This is a genomic window from Prevotella sp. P5-92, from assembly GCF_002251245.1.
In the GTDB taxonomy this organism is placed as follows: Bacteria; Bacteroidota; Bacteroidia; order Bacteroidales; family Bacteroidaceae; genus Prevotella.
Map to the genome: position 1 here is coordinate 178,215 of NZ_NPJG01000125.1, position 16,261 is coordinate 194,475.

Below are 16,261 nucleotides of genomic sequence, written 5' to 3' on the forward strand. Positions count from 1 at the left end.
TTATTATTTCGATATTTGCCGAAAATGTTGTTATTTTGCACCCGTTTTCGTAAATATGACGATAAAAGCTAAGATATAATGATTGTATTTAACAAGATTGCAGAATTGCAAAATGCACTATTTGAAGAACGCAAGGCAGGACATTCCGTAGGACTTGTTCCGACGATGGGTGCCTTGCATGAGGGTCACGCTTCACTCGTGAGAAGGAGCGTGGCTGAAAATGACGTGACCGTAGTCTCGGTCTTTGTAAACCCTACACAGTTCAACGACAAGAACGATTTGAAAAACTACCCAAGGACTCTTGACGCCGACTGTGACTTGCTTGATGAGTGTGGCGCGAAATATGTCCTCGCTCCAAGTGTAGAGGAGATGTACCCGACACCTGATACCAGACACTTTGAGTTTCCACCAGTCTCCACCGTGATGGAAGGCGCACACAGACCAGGTCATTTCAACGGAGTATGCCAGGTGGTTAGCCGGCTGTTCTACATTGTGAAGCCAGACCGTGCTTACTTCGGAGAGAAGGATTGGCAGCAGATTGCCGTCATCAAAGCCATGGTAAGACATCTCGGCATTGACGTGGAAATAGTGGAATGTGAAATAGTAAGGGACAGCGACGGCCTGGCACGTTCAAGTCGTAACACCCTTCTTTCGCAGGAGGAGAGAGCTATTGCCCCCAATATTTTCAAGGCTTTGAAAAACAGCCTATCTTTTGCGAAAAGCCACAGCGTAAAAGAGACACATGACCAGGTCGTTAATGAAATCAATTCCATTGAAGGACTCGATGTGGAATATTTCTCTATTGTGGACGGGAACACACTACTCGACATCAACGACTGGAACGATACCGAACATATCGTAGGCTGTATCACCGTCTATTGCGGTAAAACGCCGATAAGACTTATTGACCACATAAAATACAAGTAGGGGCATGATGATAGAAGTACTGAAGTCAAAACTTCACTGTGTCAAGGTCACTGAAGCCAACCTTAATTATATGGGCAGCATAACGATCGACGAAGACCTTATGGACGCTGCCAATATGATTGCTGGCGAGAAGGTGCAAATTGTCAACAACAACAACGGGGAACGTTTCGAGACATATATCATAAAAGGCGAAAGAGGTTCGGGATGTATATGCCTTAATGGAGCTGCTGCAAGAAAGGTGCAGGTGGGAGACGTTTGCATCATCATCTCATACGCCATGATGGATTTTGAAGAAGCACGCTCATTCAAGCCAGCTGTCGTATTCCCAGAAAACAATAAAGTGCCCAAATAAACCATAATAAATGCGACACTACGATGGACGAGCTTCTGAAATATTTCAAAGGACTGAGCGAGCAGCAGATAAAACAATTTGCCATGCTTGACGAACTGTACCACGAATGGAACTCAAAGATCAACGTCATCTCAAGAAAGGATATCGACAACATCTACGAGCATCATGTGTTACACTCTTTGGCGATAGCCAAGGCAATAAGATTCAAACCGGGAACACGCATTCTTGATTTTGGAACGGGAGGCGGCTTCCCTGGTATTCCTCTTTCTATCATGTTTCCTGAGTGTTATTTCAAACTCATAGACGGAACAGGAAAGAAGATAAAGGTGGCAAATGAGATTGCACATGCTATCGGACTGGAGAACTGTCATCCCGAACATCTGCGTGGGGAGGACGAAAAAGACAAATATGACTTTGTGGTCAGTAGGGCTGTGATGCAACTACCAGACCTGATAAAAATAGTCAAAAAGAATGTCCGTCCAAAGGGCAACAACGCATTGCCCAATGGCGTCATATGCCTTAAGGGAGGCAATCTCGACGCGGAACTACAAGACTTCCGAAAAATAGTCCAGACCACAGAACTGACGAACTGGTTTGAGGAAGAATGGTTTAAGGACAAATATTTCATTTATCTTCCACTATGAAAATACAAAAATTTGAAGTAAATCCTTTTCAAGAAAATACATACGTTATCAGCGACGAAACCAATGAAGGTATTGTCGTTGACTGTGGCGTCTTCTACAAAGAAGAGCGGGAAGCTCTTGTGAGATATGTCAAGGACAACAAAATCACACTGAAACATCTCGTCGCCACACATGCACATATTGACCATAACTTTGGCAACAACACCATCTTTGAGGAATTTGGACTTAAGCCAGAGGTATATGGAGCCGACGAGACACTTATGCAAAAACTTGCTCAGCAAGCGATGATGTTTTGCAATTACCGTCTTGACTATGAAATGCCACCGGTAGAAAGATATCTTCATCAAGGCGACACTATCGCTTTTGGCACACACGAGTTTACAGTCATCCCTACCCCAGGACACACTCCTGGCTCGGTGTTTCTGTACTGCAAAGAGGAAAACATTGCTTTCTCAGGCGACACCCTGTTCAGGATGAGCATTGGCAGGACCGATTTTGAACTCGGCAGCTTTAAAGACATCACTGAAAGTCTTTCCAAACTGCCCTCCATACTGCTAAAAGATACAATAATCTATCCAGGTCATGGCCCAAAGACAACTTTGGAATATGAATTAGAGTACAATCCATATTTAAAATTCTGAAAAAAAAAATCACCCACACTACATGCGGGAAATCCACATGAAGTGTGGGTTTTAAAAGTCCACTAATCTCACGATCTGTTTCTTTTAAGTTAACCTTAATAATCTAATACCATGAAAAACACATTGCAAATATACAAACATTATTTGTAAATTACAAACAATATGTACAAATATTAGGATAAATTTATTATTTAAGGTTAATTTTAAAAGTCTTTAACGTGATTTTTTCTTCAACAAGTCGTTTTTCATCGGTTGTACACCCTGAAAGGCATGGTTCTACCGTCATCCAGTCTGTCTCTCCATCCAGGTGTCCTACTATGGTCATAGTACGAGAGATGTTTGTCAAGATGTCCTGTTCTTCATCAGTAACAGGCATTTTTCTCTCCATGAGCTCTTGCGGGTTGCTTATTTGTATCTGCTCTTCGCCCAACGAGTTCCATCGTGAAGTGTAGCGATATAAGACGCTATGTTTTGTTTCACAGCCAACAGTCTTGAGCATATAAAGCATATATTCGGAAGAATCAGGAAGCAAACGGTCAGCTTTCTTCAATTTCATCTCCACTATAGAACATCCGTTAAGACGGATTCGCAGATAATTATCTGCCAATTGTTCCATTTCGCAGTCTTCGTCAAACGAATTAGTTACCACAGCTTTCATGCTCGCCTTTGAAAAATCAATGAGATCAAGACGGTTGTTGCGAGAAAGATATGGCAGAACAGAATCTGGCATTTCAGCAAACAAGCTATCGATAGTAAGCGTTGTCTGCTGGGCATGCATGGCAGCTACTGAGGTAGCTATCAACACGCAAAGCGAGAAAATGCGACTTTTGATATTTCTCATATAAAGAATTCTTGTCATAATATTACAACCTCTTACATAAATTGGCCATCATTACTGAATACAGGGCAGCTGTCTCTGTCCTCAGTCGGCTTTCGCCCAACGATACGGACACAAATCCAGCATCAATAGCCTTCTTGACCTCAGAGAGTGAGAAATCGCCTTCCGGTCCGATAAATACTGTGACATCCTCATCCTTGTCCGATATAGACAACTGATTGAACAGATCTACTTTTTTTATCTCTTCGTAACAATGGGCAATATACCTCAGTCCCTCTGTGCTTTCAGCCACCAACTCGTCGAATGACACGATCTCGTCGATGATCGGTTTCCATGCTTTCCTACTCTGTTTCATGGCAGAGACGGCAATTTTTTCCAGACGTTTTACCTTTATCACACGACGCTCCGAATTGTCGCAATTAATAAATGATATACGGTCAAAACCTATCTCCGTGGCTTTCTCTACCAGCCACTCCATCCTCTCCATCATCTTTGTCGGAGAAACCACAAGATGCAAATGTCCCCTCCATATTGGAGTCTGCGGTATAGTCTCAAGAAGTTTGAAGACGCATTTGCGTGTTGCAGCTACAGTAATCTCAGCCTTATAAAAATTGCCTATGCCGTCGGTCAACATTATTTCATCACCTGACTTCAGGCGCAACACACGCAAAGCATGCATAGCCTCCTCTTCTGGCAGTTCACCATTATACTGTACGTTCGGGACATAGAAAAATCTCATTTCTTTCATAGCTCTGGGTTTGATTTCTTATTTCTCTTCTACTACCTCAGCCTTTTGGCTCTTTGGATGGAACATCAGAGCAAAAGCGATAGCCACCACCAAAGAATATCCTGCGAAAATGAGCCAGCAGATACTCCAATCGCCGACGATGAATGAATTGTCACCAAAAGATTCTGTATGGGTATAATTATTCACGACAGCCTGAGCAGCGAGCGTTCCTAAAGTGGCACCTATACCATTTGTCATAAGTTGGAAAAGACCTTGAGCGCTTGAGCGGTGTCTTGCCTCTGTATTCATATCCACAAAGAATGCGCCACTGATATTGAAGAAGTCAAATGCCATTCCATACACAATCATCGAGAGGACAAACATCCACACGCCATCTCCGGGATCGCCTAATCCGAACAACCCGAAACGCAACACCCATGCAAACATGGCTATCAGCATCACGTTCTTTATTCCAAAGCGTTTCATGAAAAATGGTATGAGAAGGATGCAACAAGTCTCACTGATCTGAGAGAGGGAAATCAAAATATTGGTATGTTGCACACCAAAGGTGTCAGCATACTCCGGTATAGTCTCAAAACTACTGATGAAAGGGTTGGCAAATCCGTTGGTGATCTGCAGGCTGACACCAAGTAACATTGAGAAGACGAAGAACAAGGCCATTTCCTTTCTTTTGAAAAGAGCGAAAGCCCTCAGTCCGAATACATCAATCATCGAACGACTCTCGTTCACCTTGTTTACCGGACAATTTGGTACAGTAAACGTATAGGCAAACATCAATAATCCTATGATACCAGATGTCATAAACTGCATCTCGTTAGCCTCATATCCCATGATATCTACAAACCACATGGCTAAGATAAAGCCAATGGTGCCGAAGATGCGTATAGGAGGGAAATTCTTTACGGTATCCATACCTGCTTGCTGCAAGGCATTGAACGATACTGAATTTGACAATGCCAACGTAGGCATATAAAAAGCTACGGATAATGAATACAACGTAAAGATGAAATATCTGTTTGTTCCTGCTTCGCTGTTGACGGAGCAATACATAGCCAAGGCGACCATAAATCCACCTGCAACAAGATGGCATAGTCCAAGCATTTTTTGAGCCTGCACCCAGCGGTCAGCAATGACACCGAATATGGCTGGCATAAACAACGACACCACACCTTGCATTGAATAGAAGAAGCCTATATCAGCCCCCATACCTATCTCACCAAGATATCTACCCATGGATGTGAGATAAGATCCCCACACGGCAAACTCCAAGAAGGTTAATATTGCCAATCTTATTTTCAGATTCATATCATTTTATTTTTATTGAATATCGTTTGTCAAGAATATCCAAAATTATTTTATATAACTCCCCTTCCATAGGGCACGTCTGACTCCCTTTGAATCGGTCACCACTTCCATTGTCCCTCCTAACCATTCCGTGAACGGTTGTTCGTCAGTGAAAGTATTCCAACGCACAACGACACCATGATCTATCTCGACCAGTGCCATCTTGATTATCCTGCCTTCCGTCAGAAGACGATGAACCCCTACTCTACGCATAAGAAACCTATAGTCGTTTTTCTTCTTTTGGCATGATGTGTTCATCTATCTGAGCCTTCTTGATATCGTCTCTTTTGTGCAGCTGTTGAGGAGGCATGCTTTGCGGTTGTATCATCGGTATCTTCTTCACGCCAAGACTATCCTTAGGTGTTGTTTGTTGACTGATAGTGTCGCCCTTGTTCACACTTTCCTTCTGACTTCTCATCCTAAGGAATTGGATATTGTTTAAAAACATCAGCTTAAGCGTTGACGACTCATCCCTTCCCCTGTCAAGATAGAAGAATCCGCGCATATTGCGTACCTTCTCATTCTTCTCTGGCGGTATTCTCAGTTGTGCCAGTCCTGAGAAGGTCACATTCTGGTAAAACGTGGCTATGCTATCATTTTCATATTTCACAGCCACACATACCGTAGCATCCTTTGAACCGCTTTGATATAGGAAGTTGGTATCAAAAGTGAGCAAATAAGAATCGCCCTTCCTGAATGACGTATCAGCCTTCAGTTCGAAATCATATCTGTTATATGGTATTGAAGGACAAAGCATCGTCGCACGTTTATCGCGCCATATATCGGCGGTATCGCCACCTATCCTATATTTGTGTACAACACTTGTGACTGTAGTGCCCGACACTTCTCTTTCCATACGTTCCTGAAGATGGCTGTAAATCTTTCTCAGATAGTCGGCACGTCGATAATAGTAAACCATCGACGAATCAAACTCAGCTTCTGTCAATCCGTGTTTCTTCAATACGGCCAGGAAATACATCCTTCGATGATAGCCCATACGCCCATCATCATTCTTGACGTCAGCCATTGCCTGTGACACGTAGTAGTCATACAGCACCTCTTCAAGTTCATCAGGCGCAATATACTGGCTTGGCACAGATGGTTTGCATGCCACCAAAAGAAAAGTAGTCAGTGTGGCAACAAACACGAAAACACGACTTTTCGTCATTTATTTACATTTTATTATTATCTTCGCTATCTCTTTCATTATCAGTCTTTCTTCCCAGTATTTTATCGAGCGTCAGATCTGACAATTCGTCACGGAACCATATCAGCAAGGCAACCACACCTACGCTAATGCAAGAGTCGGCAAAATTGAACACCGGACTGAAGAACACGTAGTCGTCGCCACCCCAAATAGGTAGCCACTCTGGCAGTTGCGTGTCAATAAGTGGGAAATGTAGCATATCGACGACTTTGCCTGTCATGAACGACGAGTAGCCATGTCCAAACTCCACGAGTTCAGCAACGGTATATGTCGTTGAGGCACTGAACATCAGTCCATAGAACATGCCGTCAATCATGTTTCCGATAGCCCCTGCCAAGATCATGACGAGGCAAGTAATATATCCCCACTTGGCATTTTCTTTTACCTGTATGACAAGGTAATGTGCCAAGACGGCGATTAGCAGCACCCTGAGAGCAGAAAGCAGTAGTTTGCTGCCAATCTCCATTCCGTAAGCCATGCCGTTATTCTCGATAAACACTATCTTGAACCAGCTGAAGATATCGATACATTCGTGAAGAGACATATTCGTCTTCACGATGATCTTCGACACCTGGTCGATGAGTATTATCGATATGAGTAGGACGACGGCCATCTTGCCCCGCGACCATTTTATCGGCGGACAAGTCATCTTCTATTTTGTTTTGACTCCACGCTAAGTGTCGCATGAGGAACAGCCTTCAGCCTTTCCTTGGGTATGAGCTTCCCTGTTATGCGATCTATACCATAGGTCTTGTTGTTGATTCTCACCAGTGCAGCCTCCAATCCCTGGATGAACTTTTGCTGGCGTCCAGCCAATTGTATAAGCTCTTCCTTACTCTGAGTGGCACTGCCTTCCTCAAGCACCTTATATGTTGGCGATGTGTCATCCACATCGTTGCCACCTTTGTTCATGAGAGAATTCATCATCTCCTCATAGTCTCTTTTGGCTAATCGGAGTTTTTCATCGATAATGGCCTTGAACTCCTGGAGTTCTTGGTCGCTATAACGTAGTTTTTCTTCCATAATGATATTATTGTTAGTTTTTGGAAATAGATATTTTCACCTTTGTTTCTTCAAGGTCCACTTCCGTTCCATCATTATCGGCAAAAACGATACTGTCGGCAAGGACCTGCGTCTTGATATAGTCGGCAAAGTGTTCCACAGCCTTTTCTACAGCGTCAGCATTGCTGATGACGATACTTATGCGGTCGGTGATTTCATATCCGTTGTCCTTTCGCATATTCTGTATGCGGTTGATGAGTTCGCGTGCCATTCCCTCGTTACGCAACTCTTCGGTAAGTTCCACCTCAAGTGCGACGGTAAGGTTGCCCTCGTTACTTACGAGCCATCCTGGTATATCCTCGCTGATGATTTCCACGTCGGCAGACTCTATTGTCACGCTTTGTCCTTCAACCATAAGGTTGAGCGAACCAGTAGTCTCAAGCTGCGCTATCTGTCCCTGTTCTAATACAGATGTGGCGGCAGCAATACCCTTCATCATCTTTCCAAACTTCTTACCCATGGTTCTGAAGTTACACTTCACCTTCTTTACCAGAACGCCCTGACCTTCAACAAATTTCAGTTCTTTCACATTGACCTCATTCATTATCAGGTCTTTCACTGCCTCGATATGGCGTTGCTGGTTGTCATCAATGGCTGGCACCATGATGGCCTGTAATGGTTGGCGTACCTTGATGTTCACCTTACGACGCAGGGCCAGTACCATCGATGTTATCTTCTGTGCCATTGCCATCCTTTCCTCGAGATCGGCATCGATGACACTCTCGTCAAACTCAGGATATGTGGCGAGGTGTACAGAACATACGTTGTCGCGTCCTGTTGCCTTTGTCAGATCGAGATAGAGCTGGTCAGCATAGAACGGAGCGAAAGGAGCCAGCAGCTTGGCCACGGTCTCAAGACAGGTGTACAGTGTCTGATAAGCCGACAGCTTGTCCTTGCTCATTTCCTTACCCCAGAAACGCTTACGGTTGAGACGCACATACCAGTTGCTGAGATCATCATTTATGAAGTTCTCAATGAGTCGTCCAGCCCTTGTCGGGTCGTAGTTCTGCATCTCTCGGTCAACGCCCTTTATCAGTGTGTGAAGTACAGAGAGTATCCAACGGTCTATCTCTGGTCTTTCAGCTACTGGCACGTCGTTTTCAGAATAGTCGAAACCATCTACGTTTGCATAAAGGCTGAAGAAAGAATATGTATTATACAAGGTGCCGAAGAACTTTCGTCTCATTTCTGCGACGCCTTCCTCGTCAAACTTAAGGTTATCCCAAGGCTCAGAGTTGGTCATCATATAGAAACGCACGGGGTCTGCACCATATTTTTCTATCTGTTCAAACGGATTGACCACATTGCCCTTATGTTTCGACATCTTGTCGCCCTTTGCGTCCAGTACGAGACCTGAGGAGATCACGTTTTTGAAAGCCACAGAGTCAAACACCATTGTCGCTATTGCGTGCAGCGTGAAGAACCATCCACGGGTCTGGTCAACGCCTTCATTGATAAAGTCAGCGGGGAAAGCCTTGCGCTCGTCTATCAGTTCTCTGTTTTCAAACGGATAGTGTATCTGTGCGTAAGGCATTGAACCAGAGTCAAACCAAACATCGATGAGGTCAGTCTCACGCTTCATAGGCTTTCCTGTAGGACTTACAAGCACGATATTGTCAACATAAGGACGATGAAGATCTATTCTATCGTAGTTTTCCTGAGAGTAATCAGAAGGGACGAAGCCTTTGTCTTTCAGCGGATTACTATCCATCACGCCCGCATCTACAGCTTTTTCTATTTCGTCAAAGAGTTGCTGAAGACTACCTATGCATATCTCCTCTCCATCCTCGTCTCTCCAGATAGGGAGCGGAGTACCCCAGTAGCGTGAGCGTGAGAGATTCCAGTCGTTGAGGTTATCCAACCAGTTGCCAAAACGTCCTGTTCCTGTTGACTCTGGTTGCCAATTGATGGTCTTGTTCAGTTCCGACATACGCTCTTTCTTTGCCGTTGAGCGGATGAACCACGAGTCGAGAGGATAGTAAAGCACAGGTTTGTCGGTACGCCAGCAGTGTGGATAGTTGTGGACGTGTTTCTCTATCTTCAGTGCTGTTCCTTCCTGCTTCATCTCCATACATATCTCTATATTGAGGTCTTCAGCCTTGGCAGCAGCATTCTCGTCATACTTTCCACCCACGTTAAACTCCGGCTTATATGCATTCTTTACATAGTCGCCTTCGTGTCGGCCGTAGAGCTGCTTGTCAACACAAGTCTCCACGAAGTGGGCGTCAAGTTCTGATGTGAGGTAATATTTTCCCTGAAGGTCAACCATGGGTCGTGTCTCACCCTTTTTGCTGATGAGGAACAACGACGGTATCTCAGCGTCTTTTGCCACCTTGGCGTCATCAGCACCGAAGGTAGGAGCTATATGTACTATTCCTGTACCGTCGTCGGTAGTGACATAGTCGCCTGGGATAACCCTGAACGCCTGTTCTTCCATTTCGACGAAGCTGTCCTTTCCATTCTCGCCTTTGAACACCTTTTCGGGATGCTCCTGCGCGTACCTATTAATATATTGTGGAGCCTGTGGCTCAATCTTCATGCATGGCTTTATCCAAGGCATCAGCTGTTTATACTTCATGCCCACGAGTTCTGCTCCTGTATATTTCGCCACCACTTCATATGGGACGACCTTGTCGCCGTGCTTGTAATCCTCCAACGGCATTTCACTGCCCTCTTGTTTCAGGTATGCAGCGAGACGGTCTTCCGCCACGATGATCATAATTTTCTCGTCCGTATAAGGGTTGTAGGTCTTGACGACACAATATGTGTATGTAGGACCTACGCACAGAGCCGTGTTAGAGGGCAAAGTCCACGGTGTTGTTGTCCATGCTGCGAAATAAGCCTTTCCCCACTCACCCCACTCTTTCTTAGGTTCAGCCACCTCAAAGAGTGCTGTAGCAGTGGTGTCTTTCACGTCGCGATAGCATCCTGGCTGATTCAGCTCGTGAGACGACAGTCCTGTTCCTGCTCCAGGAGAATATGGTTGTATGGTATATCCTTTGTAGAGCAGCCCCTTGTCATAGAGTTGTTTCAATAGCCACCATAGTGTTTCGATATACTTGTTGTCGTATGTGATATATGGATGGTCGAGGTCAACGAAATAGCCCATTTCCTCGGTAAGCTGTCGCCACTCTGCAGTGAATTTCATCACGTTTTCGCGACAACGGTGGTTATAGTCTTCCACTGAGATGTACTTTTTTGAGTCGTGGTTGTCGATGTCAGCCTTTGTGATGCCTAACTCTTTCTCCACGCCCAATTCCACTGGCAGTCCATGGGTATCCCATCCAGCCTTGCGCTTTACCTGATATCCCTTCATCGTCTTGTAACGGTTGAAGGTGTCTTTTATCGCGCGTGCAAGCACATGGTGAATACCTGGATGTCCGTTAGCTGAGGGAGGACCCTCGAAGAACACGAACTGCGGGCATCCCTCACGCTCGTCTATTGTCTTGTGAAACACATCGTTTTCGTTCCAACTCTCAAGTATGTCCTTATTCACTTGAGTCAGATTCAATCCTTTGTATTCGGCAAATTTCTTAGCCATTTTCTATGTCGTTTTAATTGATATTATTTTTAGGCCGCAAAGTTAGCAAAAAAAAATGATACGGCAAAATAAAATAATACTTTTTAAGGAACAGTCATGTCCCAATACGACAAGTATCAAAAAAAAACTTAATAATACATGCTCAAATGGCATATTTTCAGATTAATGCCGTACCTTTGCATAAACTTATGCATGTATTCTAATTGTTGGAACTTTAAACAACTCATATAAGAACTATGAAAAGAAAATTGACCAAGGTGCTCGTACTCGGCTCGGGTGCCCTAAAGATTGGACAAGCCGGTGAGTTTGACTACTCTGGTTCGCAAGCTCTGAAGGCATTGCGCGATGAGGGTATTTCATCGGTGTTAGTAAATCCGAATATCGCTACGATCCAGACATCAGAAGGCATAGCAGACAAAGTCTATTTCCTTCCTGTCAACACGCATTTTGTCACTGAAATCATACGCAAGGAGCGTCCTGACGGTATCCTCCTCGCCTTTGGTGGACAGACAGCTTTGAATTGCGGTACAGAGCTTTATAAGTCTGGTGTGCTGCAAGAATATGGTGTTGAAGTTCTTGGAACATCTGTCGAGGCAATCATGAACACCGAAGACCGTGACTTATTCGTCAAGGAGCTAAATAAGGTTGACCTGAAGACCCCTGTTTCTGAGGCTTGCGAGAGCATGGAAGCTGCAATAGCTGCAGCACGTCGCATCGGCTTCCCTATCATGATTCGCTCGGCCTACGCCTTGGGCGGTCTCGGCTCAGGCGTCTGCCCCGACGAGAAGACATTCAAGGAGATTGCCGAGTCGGCTTTCACCTTTGCGCCACAGGTGTTGGTGGAAGAGTCGCTGAAAGGATGGAAGGAGATTGAGTTTGAGGTCATCCGCGACGCCAACGACCACTGTTTCACCGTTGCCTCCATGGAGAACTTCGATCCTCTCGGCATCCATACCGGTGAGTCAATCGTGGTAGCTCCCACATGTTCTTTGACCGACGAGCAGGTGAAGATGCTGCAGGAACTTGCCATAAAATGTGTCCGTCACCTCAATATCGTCGGCGAGTGTAACATCCAGTATGCTTTCAACGCCGAGACAAACGACTATCGTATCATCGAGATCAACGCCCGTCTGAGCCGTTCTTCAGCGCTTGCATCAAAAGCCACCGGTTATCCTCTCGCATTTGTGGCTGCCAAGATTGCTCTCGGCTATACCTTGGATCAAATAGGAGAGATGGGCACTCCTAACTCAGCTTATGCAGCTCCTCAGCTCGACTATATGATCTGCAAGATACCACGTTGGGACCTCACCAAGTTTGCCGGTGTGAGTCGTCTCATCGGCTCTTCGATGAAGTCTGTTGGCGAAATCATGGCCATAGGCCGCTCGTTCGAGGAGATGATACAGAAGGGCCTTCGTATGATTGGTCAGGGCATGCATGGTTTTGTGGGCAACGAGCACACCCGTTTCGACAATCTCGACGACGAGCTCCAGAATCCTACCGACCTCCGCATCTTTGCCATTGCCCAAGCCCTTGAAGATGGTTATAGCGTTGAGCGTATTGAAGAGCTGACAAAGATCGACGTATGGTTCCTTGAACGTCTGAAACATATTGTTGACCTCAAGCACGAGCTACAGCAGTATAACGACCTTGAGTCACTGCCAGACGCTCTCCTTGAAGAAGCAAAGATAGCAGGCTTCTCCGACTTCCAGATCAGCCGTTTTGTGCTGAAGCCAGAGTCGGGCAATATGGAGAAAGAAAACGCGCAGGTTCGCCGTCACCGTAAGAGCCGTGGCATCGTCCCCGCCGTGAAGCGTATCAATACCGTGGCCAGCGAACATCCCGAGCTCACCAACTATCTGTATATGACCTATGCAGTGAAGGACTCTGACATCGACTTTTACAAGAACGACAAGTCTGTCGTTGTCTTAGGCTCAGGCGCTTATCGCATCGGTTCTTCGGTAGAGTTCGACTGGTGTTCGGTAAATGCGGTGAACACCGCCCGCAAGTTAGGATACAAGTCAATAATGATCAACTACAACCCAGAGACCGTGTCAACCGATTATGACATGTGCGACCGTCTTTACTTCGACGAGCTCTCTCTCGAACGCGTTCTCGACATCATCGACCTTGAGCAGCCTCGTGGTGTTGTGGTGAGTGTGGGCGGACAAATACCAAACAATCTCGCCATGCGTTTGCACAACTATGGAGTGCCCATCCTCGGTACATCACCATTGGACATCGACCGTGCAGAAAACCGCGACAAGTTCTCGGCAATGCTCGACAGATTAGGCATCGACCAGCCGGCATGGCAGGCACTCACGTCGTTCGACGACATAAAGAGCTTTGTAGAAAAGGTCGGTTTCCCCGTCTTGGTACGTCCTTCTTACGTTCTCTCAGGAGCCGCTATGAACGTTTGCTATAGCTTCGACGAACTTGAGCGTTTCCTCAAGATGGCCACAGAGGTGAGCAAGGAGTTCCCCGTTGTCGTTTCCCAGTTCATGCAGGACACCAAGGAGATCGAGTTCGACGCCGTGGCCGACAAGGGAGAGGTCATCGAGTACGCCATCTCCGAGCATATCGAGTTTGCCGGTGTTCATTCTGGCGACGCCACGATGGTTTTCCCTGCACAAAACATCTATTTCTCCACCATCCGTCGCATAAAGAAGATCTCCCGTCGCATAGCCAAGGAGCTGAACATCAGCGGTCCGTTCAACATCCAATACCTTGCCAAGGGCAGCGACATCAAGGTCATCGAGTGTAACCTCCGTGCCTCCCGTTCATTCCCGTTCGTAAGCAAGATCCTCAAGCGCAACTTCATCGACACTGCCACACGCATCATGCTCGACGCCCCATACGAGCGTCCTGACAAGAGCGAGTTTGACATCGACCGTATAGGTGTGAAGGCTTCCCAATTCTCTTTTGCCCGTCTTCAGAATGCCGACCCCGTACTTGGCGTTGACATGTCTTCAACGGGAGAGGTGGGATGTCTCGGCGACGACTTCAACGAGGCCCTTCTCAACGCGATGATAGCCACAGGTTACAACATCCCCGAGAAGAACATCCTTGTGTCTTCTGGCGGACTGAAGGGCAAGGTTGACCTTCTTGAGCCGATAAAACGACTTGTCGATGCCGGCTACAACGTCTTTGCCACTGAGGGTACAGCCCGTTTCCTTAACGAGAACAATGTCAAGGCGACAGCCGTGTCTTGGCCTGACGAAGAGGGAGAAAACAAAGTGCTCGACATGATTGCCGACCACCAGTTCGACCTCATCATCAATGTTCCAAAGAACCATACGAAACGAGAGCTCACCAATGGTTACCGCATTCGTCGTGGCGCCATCGACCACAACATTCCTCTCATGACCAACGTTCGCCTCGCCAAGGCATTCATCGAGGCTTTCTGTTCAATGAAACTTGAAGACATCAAGACTAAGAGTTGGCAAGAATACAATGCATAATTCCCGTGCGGGACAGGTGTAACGCCTGTCCCGCATCAACCATCACACACAAAAAAAATAACGCTTATGAAATTCACTAATCTACTTCTCATACTTTTAATGACCACGGGCACTGCCCATGCTCAAAAGTATGTAGGAGGCGATATCTCGTGTCTGCCTCTTAACGAATCAAAAAATGCCTGGTATCTCGACTTCAACGGCAATAGATGTCCCGCTCTTGAACTCTTCCAGCAACAGCGGTTAAACACCATGCGCGTACGCCTCTTTGTCAACCCCGCCGACTACACAGGTTCTGACAAAGACCCTAACGCCTGCCAGGACATCGAATACGTCAAGTCGCTTGGCAAGCGCATCAAGGACGCCGGCTTCAAGCTAATGCTCGACTTCCACTACTCCGACACATGGGCTGACCCTGAGAAGCAGTGGACTCCCAAAGCCTGGGAGAACCTGAGCGACAACGACCTCTACACAAAGATTTACGACTACACCAAGGACGCCCTTGCTCAGATGAAGGAGGCAGGGGCTGAGCCAGACTTCATCCAGACCGGCAACGAGATAAGCTATGGTATGCTCTGGGGAAAAGCCAGCAGTTTATCGCTCAAGAAGTGTTACCTCGGCAACGACGCCAACTGGAGCCGCTTCACCACCCTGCTGAAGCAAGCGGGCAAGGCCTGTCGTGAAGAGTGTCCCGAGGCGAAGATCATCCTCCACACAGAACGTGCCACAGAAACCAATGTGCTGACCAACTTCTATGACAAGATGAAAAATGCCGGCGTTGACTACGACATCATCGGCCTCAGCTACTATCCCGCATGGCATAAGGACATACCCACCCTCGAGAAAGCCATCAACACCCTTGAGAGCCGCTATGCCGACAAAAAGATTATGATAGTCGAAGTAGGATATGCCTATTCATGGGCTTTGAAAGATGCCGTTTACGACTACAAATGGAAATACCCCATCACCGAAGACGGCCAAAAGGCGTTCACCGACGACCTCATCACCATGCTCAACAAGCATGAGAGTGTCAACGGACTGTTTTGGTGGTGGATGGAGTATAATGCCTATCCGTATGCTACTACCCACATGGAAGGATGGTGGTATGCCCCACTCTACGACAGCAAAACGGGCAAGCCGCTTCTTGCCATGCAAAGTCTGAAGAACTTTATCGTTGACTCAGGCATCGACAACATCTTGTCCGTTCCCTCCTCAGGCAGCGATACGTGGTATGACATCAATGGCATACCTGTAGGTCCCGCACCTACCCGTCCAGGCATATACATCAGACACGGCAAAAAGATGATTATCAGCAGATAATCAGCAAGGCACGCCAAAAAAAACATGGTCAAAAGGCGACGGAATGAATCATAACGTTATTTTTTCCTAAAAAATGTTCAACGAATATTGATTTAATAAAATAATGTGTTATCTTTGCAGCGCCTAAAGAAGAAACCAAGTAACAATCGGTATGCAAACAATGCAATCACAGAGATAATTGA

General features: G+C 46.1%; 14 protein-coding genes. 6 read left to right on the forward strand and 8 right to left on the reverse strand.

The features are described from left to right. The first annotated feature begins 78 nt into the window (after positions 1 to 78). From panC to CIK99_RS13580, 4 genes are read left to right on the forward strand one after another with little or no spacing between them, the layout of a single operon-like run. The gene (panC, locus tag CIK99_RS13565) at positions 79 to 927 is read left to right on the forward strand and encodes a pantoate--beta-alanine ligase (protein ID WP_094382022.1); all 849 of its coding nucleotides are present in this window, start codon (positions 79 to 81) and stop codon (positions 925 to 927) included. A gap of 4 nt (positions 928 to 931) precedes the next feature. Further along, entirely contained in the window at positions 932 to 1,279 is a 348-nt protein-coding gene (gene panD, locus CIK99_RS13570) for an aspartate 1-decarboxylase (protein WP_094382023.1), read from the forward strand. A gap of 23 nt (positions 1,280 to 1,302) precedes the next feature. Next, on the forward strand, positions 1,303 to 1,923 hold the full coding sequence (gene rsmG / locus CIK99_RS13575) for a 16S rRNA (guanine(527)-N(7))-methyltransferase RsmG (protein ID WP_094382024.1): 621 nt from the start codon (positions 1,303 to 1,305) through the stop codon (positions 1,921 to 1,923). Further along, positions 1,920 to 2,564: an MBL fold metallo-hydrolase gene (locus tag CIK99_RS13580; RefSeq protein WP_094382025.1), complete on the forward strand. Its 645-nt coding sequence runs from the start codon at positions 1,920 to 1,922 to the stop codon at positions 2,562 to 2,564. The genes rsmG and CIK99_RS13580 overlap by 4 nt, the downstream gene beginning before the upstream one ends. A gap of 187 nt (positions 2,565 to 2,751) precedes the next feature. Here CIK99_RS13580 and CIK99_RS13585 read toward each other — a convergent pair whose 3' ends face one another. Genes CIK99_RS13585 through ileS form a run of 8 tightly spaced genes read right to left on the reverse strand, consistent with a single transcriptional unit; the run spans position 2,752 to position 11,304 of the window. Further along, complete coding sequence (locus CIK99_RS13585; RefSeq protein ID WP_158215992.1) at positions 2,752 to 3,405, reverse strand: DUF3256 family protein; 654 nt, start codon at positions 3,403 to 3,405, stop codon at positions 2,752 to 2,754. Positions 3,406 to 3,427: 22 nt separating this feature from the next. Next, positions 3,428 to 4,150, reverse strand: a complete 723-nt coding sequence (locus CIK99_RS13590; protein ID WP_094382027.1) for a 16S rRNA (uracil(1498)-N(3))-methyltransferase — start codon at positions 4,148 to 4,150, stop codon at positions 3,428 to 3,430. Positions 4,151 to 4,168: 18 nt separating this feature from the next. Beyond that, positions 4,169 to 5,455 carry an MFS transporter gene (locus CIK99_RS13595; protein WP_094382028.1) on the reverse strand — a complete coding sequence of 429 codons (1,287 nt, stop codon included), beginning with the start codon at positions 5,453 to 5,455 and terminating at the stop codon, positions 4,169 to 4,171. A gap of 45 nt (positions 5,456 to 5,500) precedes the next feature. Next, positions 5,501 to 5,707 (reverse strand): hypothetical protein, encoded by a 207-nt coding sequence (locus tag CIK99_RS13600; protein ID WP_094382029.1) that lies wholly within the window; start codon positions 5,705 to 5,707, stop codon positions 5,501 to 5,503. A 7-nt stretch (positions 5,708 to 5,714) separates the two neighbouring features. Beyond that, positions 5,715 to 6,662 (reverse strand): DUF4296 domain-containing protein, encoded by a 948-nt coding sequence (locus tag CIK99_RS13605; protein ID WP_094382030.1) that lies wholly within the window; start codon positions 6,660 to 6,662, stop codon positions 5,715 to 5,717. A gap of 4 nt (positions 6,663 to 6,666) precedes the next feature. Beyond that, a complete protein-coding gene (locus CIK99_RS13610; RefSeq protein ID WP_254047816.1) occupies positions 6,667 to 7,350 on the reverse strand; it encodes a lipoprotein signal peptidase in 684 nt (227 codons plus the stop codon). Beyond that, positions 7,347 to 7,724, reverse strand: a complete 378-nt coding sequence (locus CIK99_RS13615; RefSeq protein ID WP_094382031.1) for a molecular chaperone DnaK — start codon at positions 7,722 to 7,724, stop codon at positions 7,347 to 7,349. Before CIK99_RS13615 ends, CIK99_RS13610 begins: the two co-directional genes overlap by 4 nt. Before the next feature lie 13 nt (positions 7,725 to 7,737). Beyond that, on the reverse strand, positions 7,738 to 11,304 hold the full coding sequence (gene ileS, locus CIK99_RS13620) for an isoleucine--tRNA ligase (protein ID WP_094382032.1): 3,567 nt from the start codon (positions 11,302 to 11,304) through the stop codon (positions 7,738 to 7,740). A 236-nt stretch (positions 11,305 to 11,540) separates the two neighbouring features. Here ileS and carB point away from each other — a divergent pair, with 236 nt between their 5' ends. Together carB and CIK99_RS13630 are read left to right on the forward strand one after the other, a co-directional pair. After that, on the forward strand, positions 11,541 to 14,762 hold the full coding sequence (gene carB, locus CIK99_RS13625; RefSeq protein ID WP_094382033.1) for a carbamoyl-phosphate synthase (glutamine-hydrolyzing) large subunit: 3,222 nt from the start codon (positions 11,541 to 11,543) through the stop codon (positions 14,760 to 14,762). A gap of 66 nt (positions 14,763 to 14,828) precedes the next feature. Beyond that, positions 14,829 to 16,079 (forward strand): glycosyl hydrolase 53 family protein, encoded by a 1,251-nt coding sequence (locus tag CIK99_RS13630; RefSeq protein ID WP_094382034.1) that lies wholly within the window; start codon positions 14,829 to 14,831, stop codon positions 16,077 to 16,079. The last annotated feature ends 182 nt before the right edge of the window (positions 16,080 to 16,261 follow it).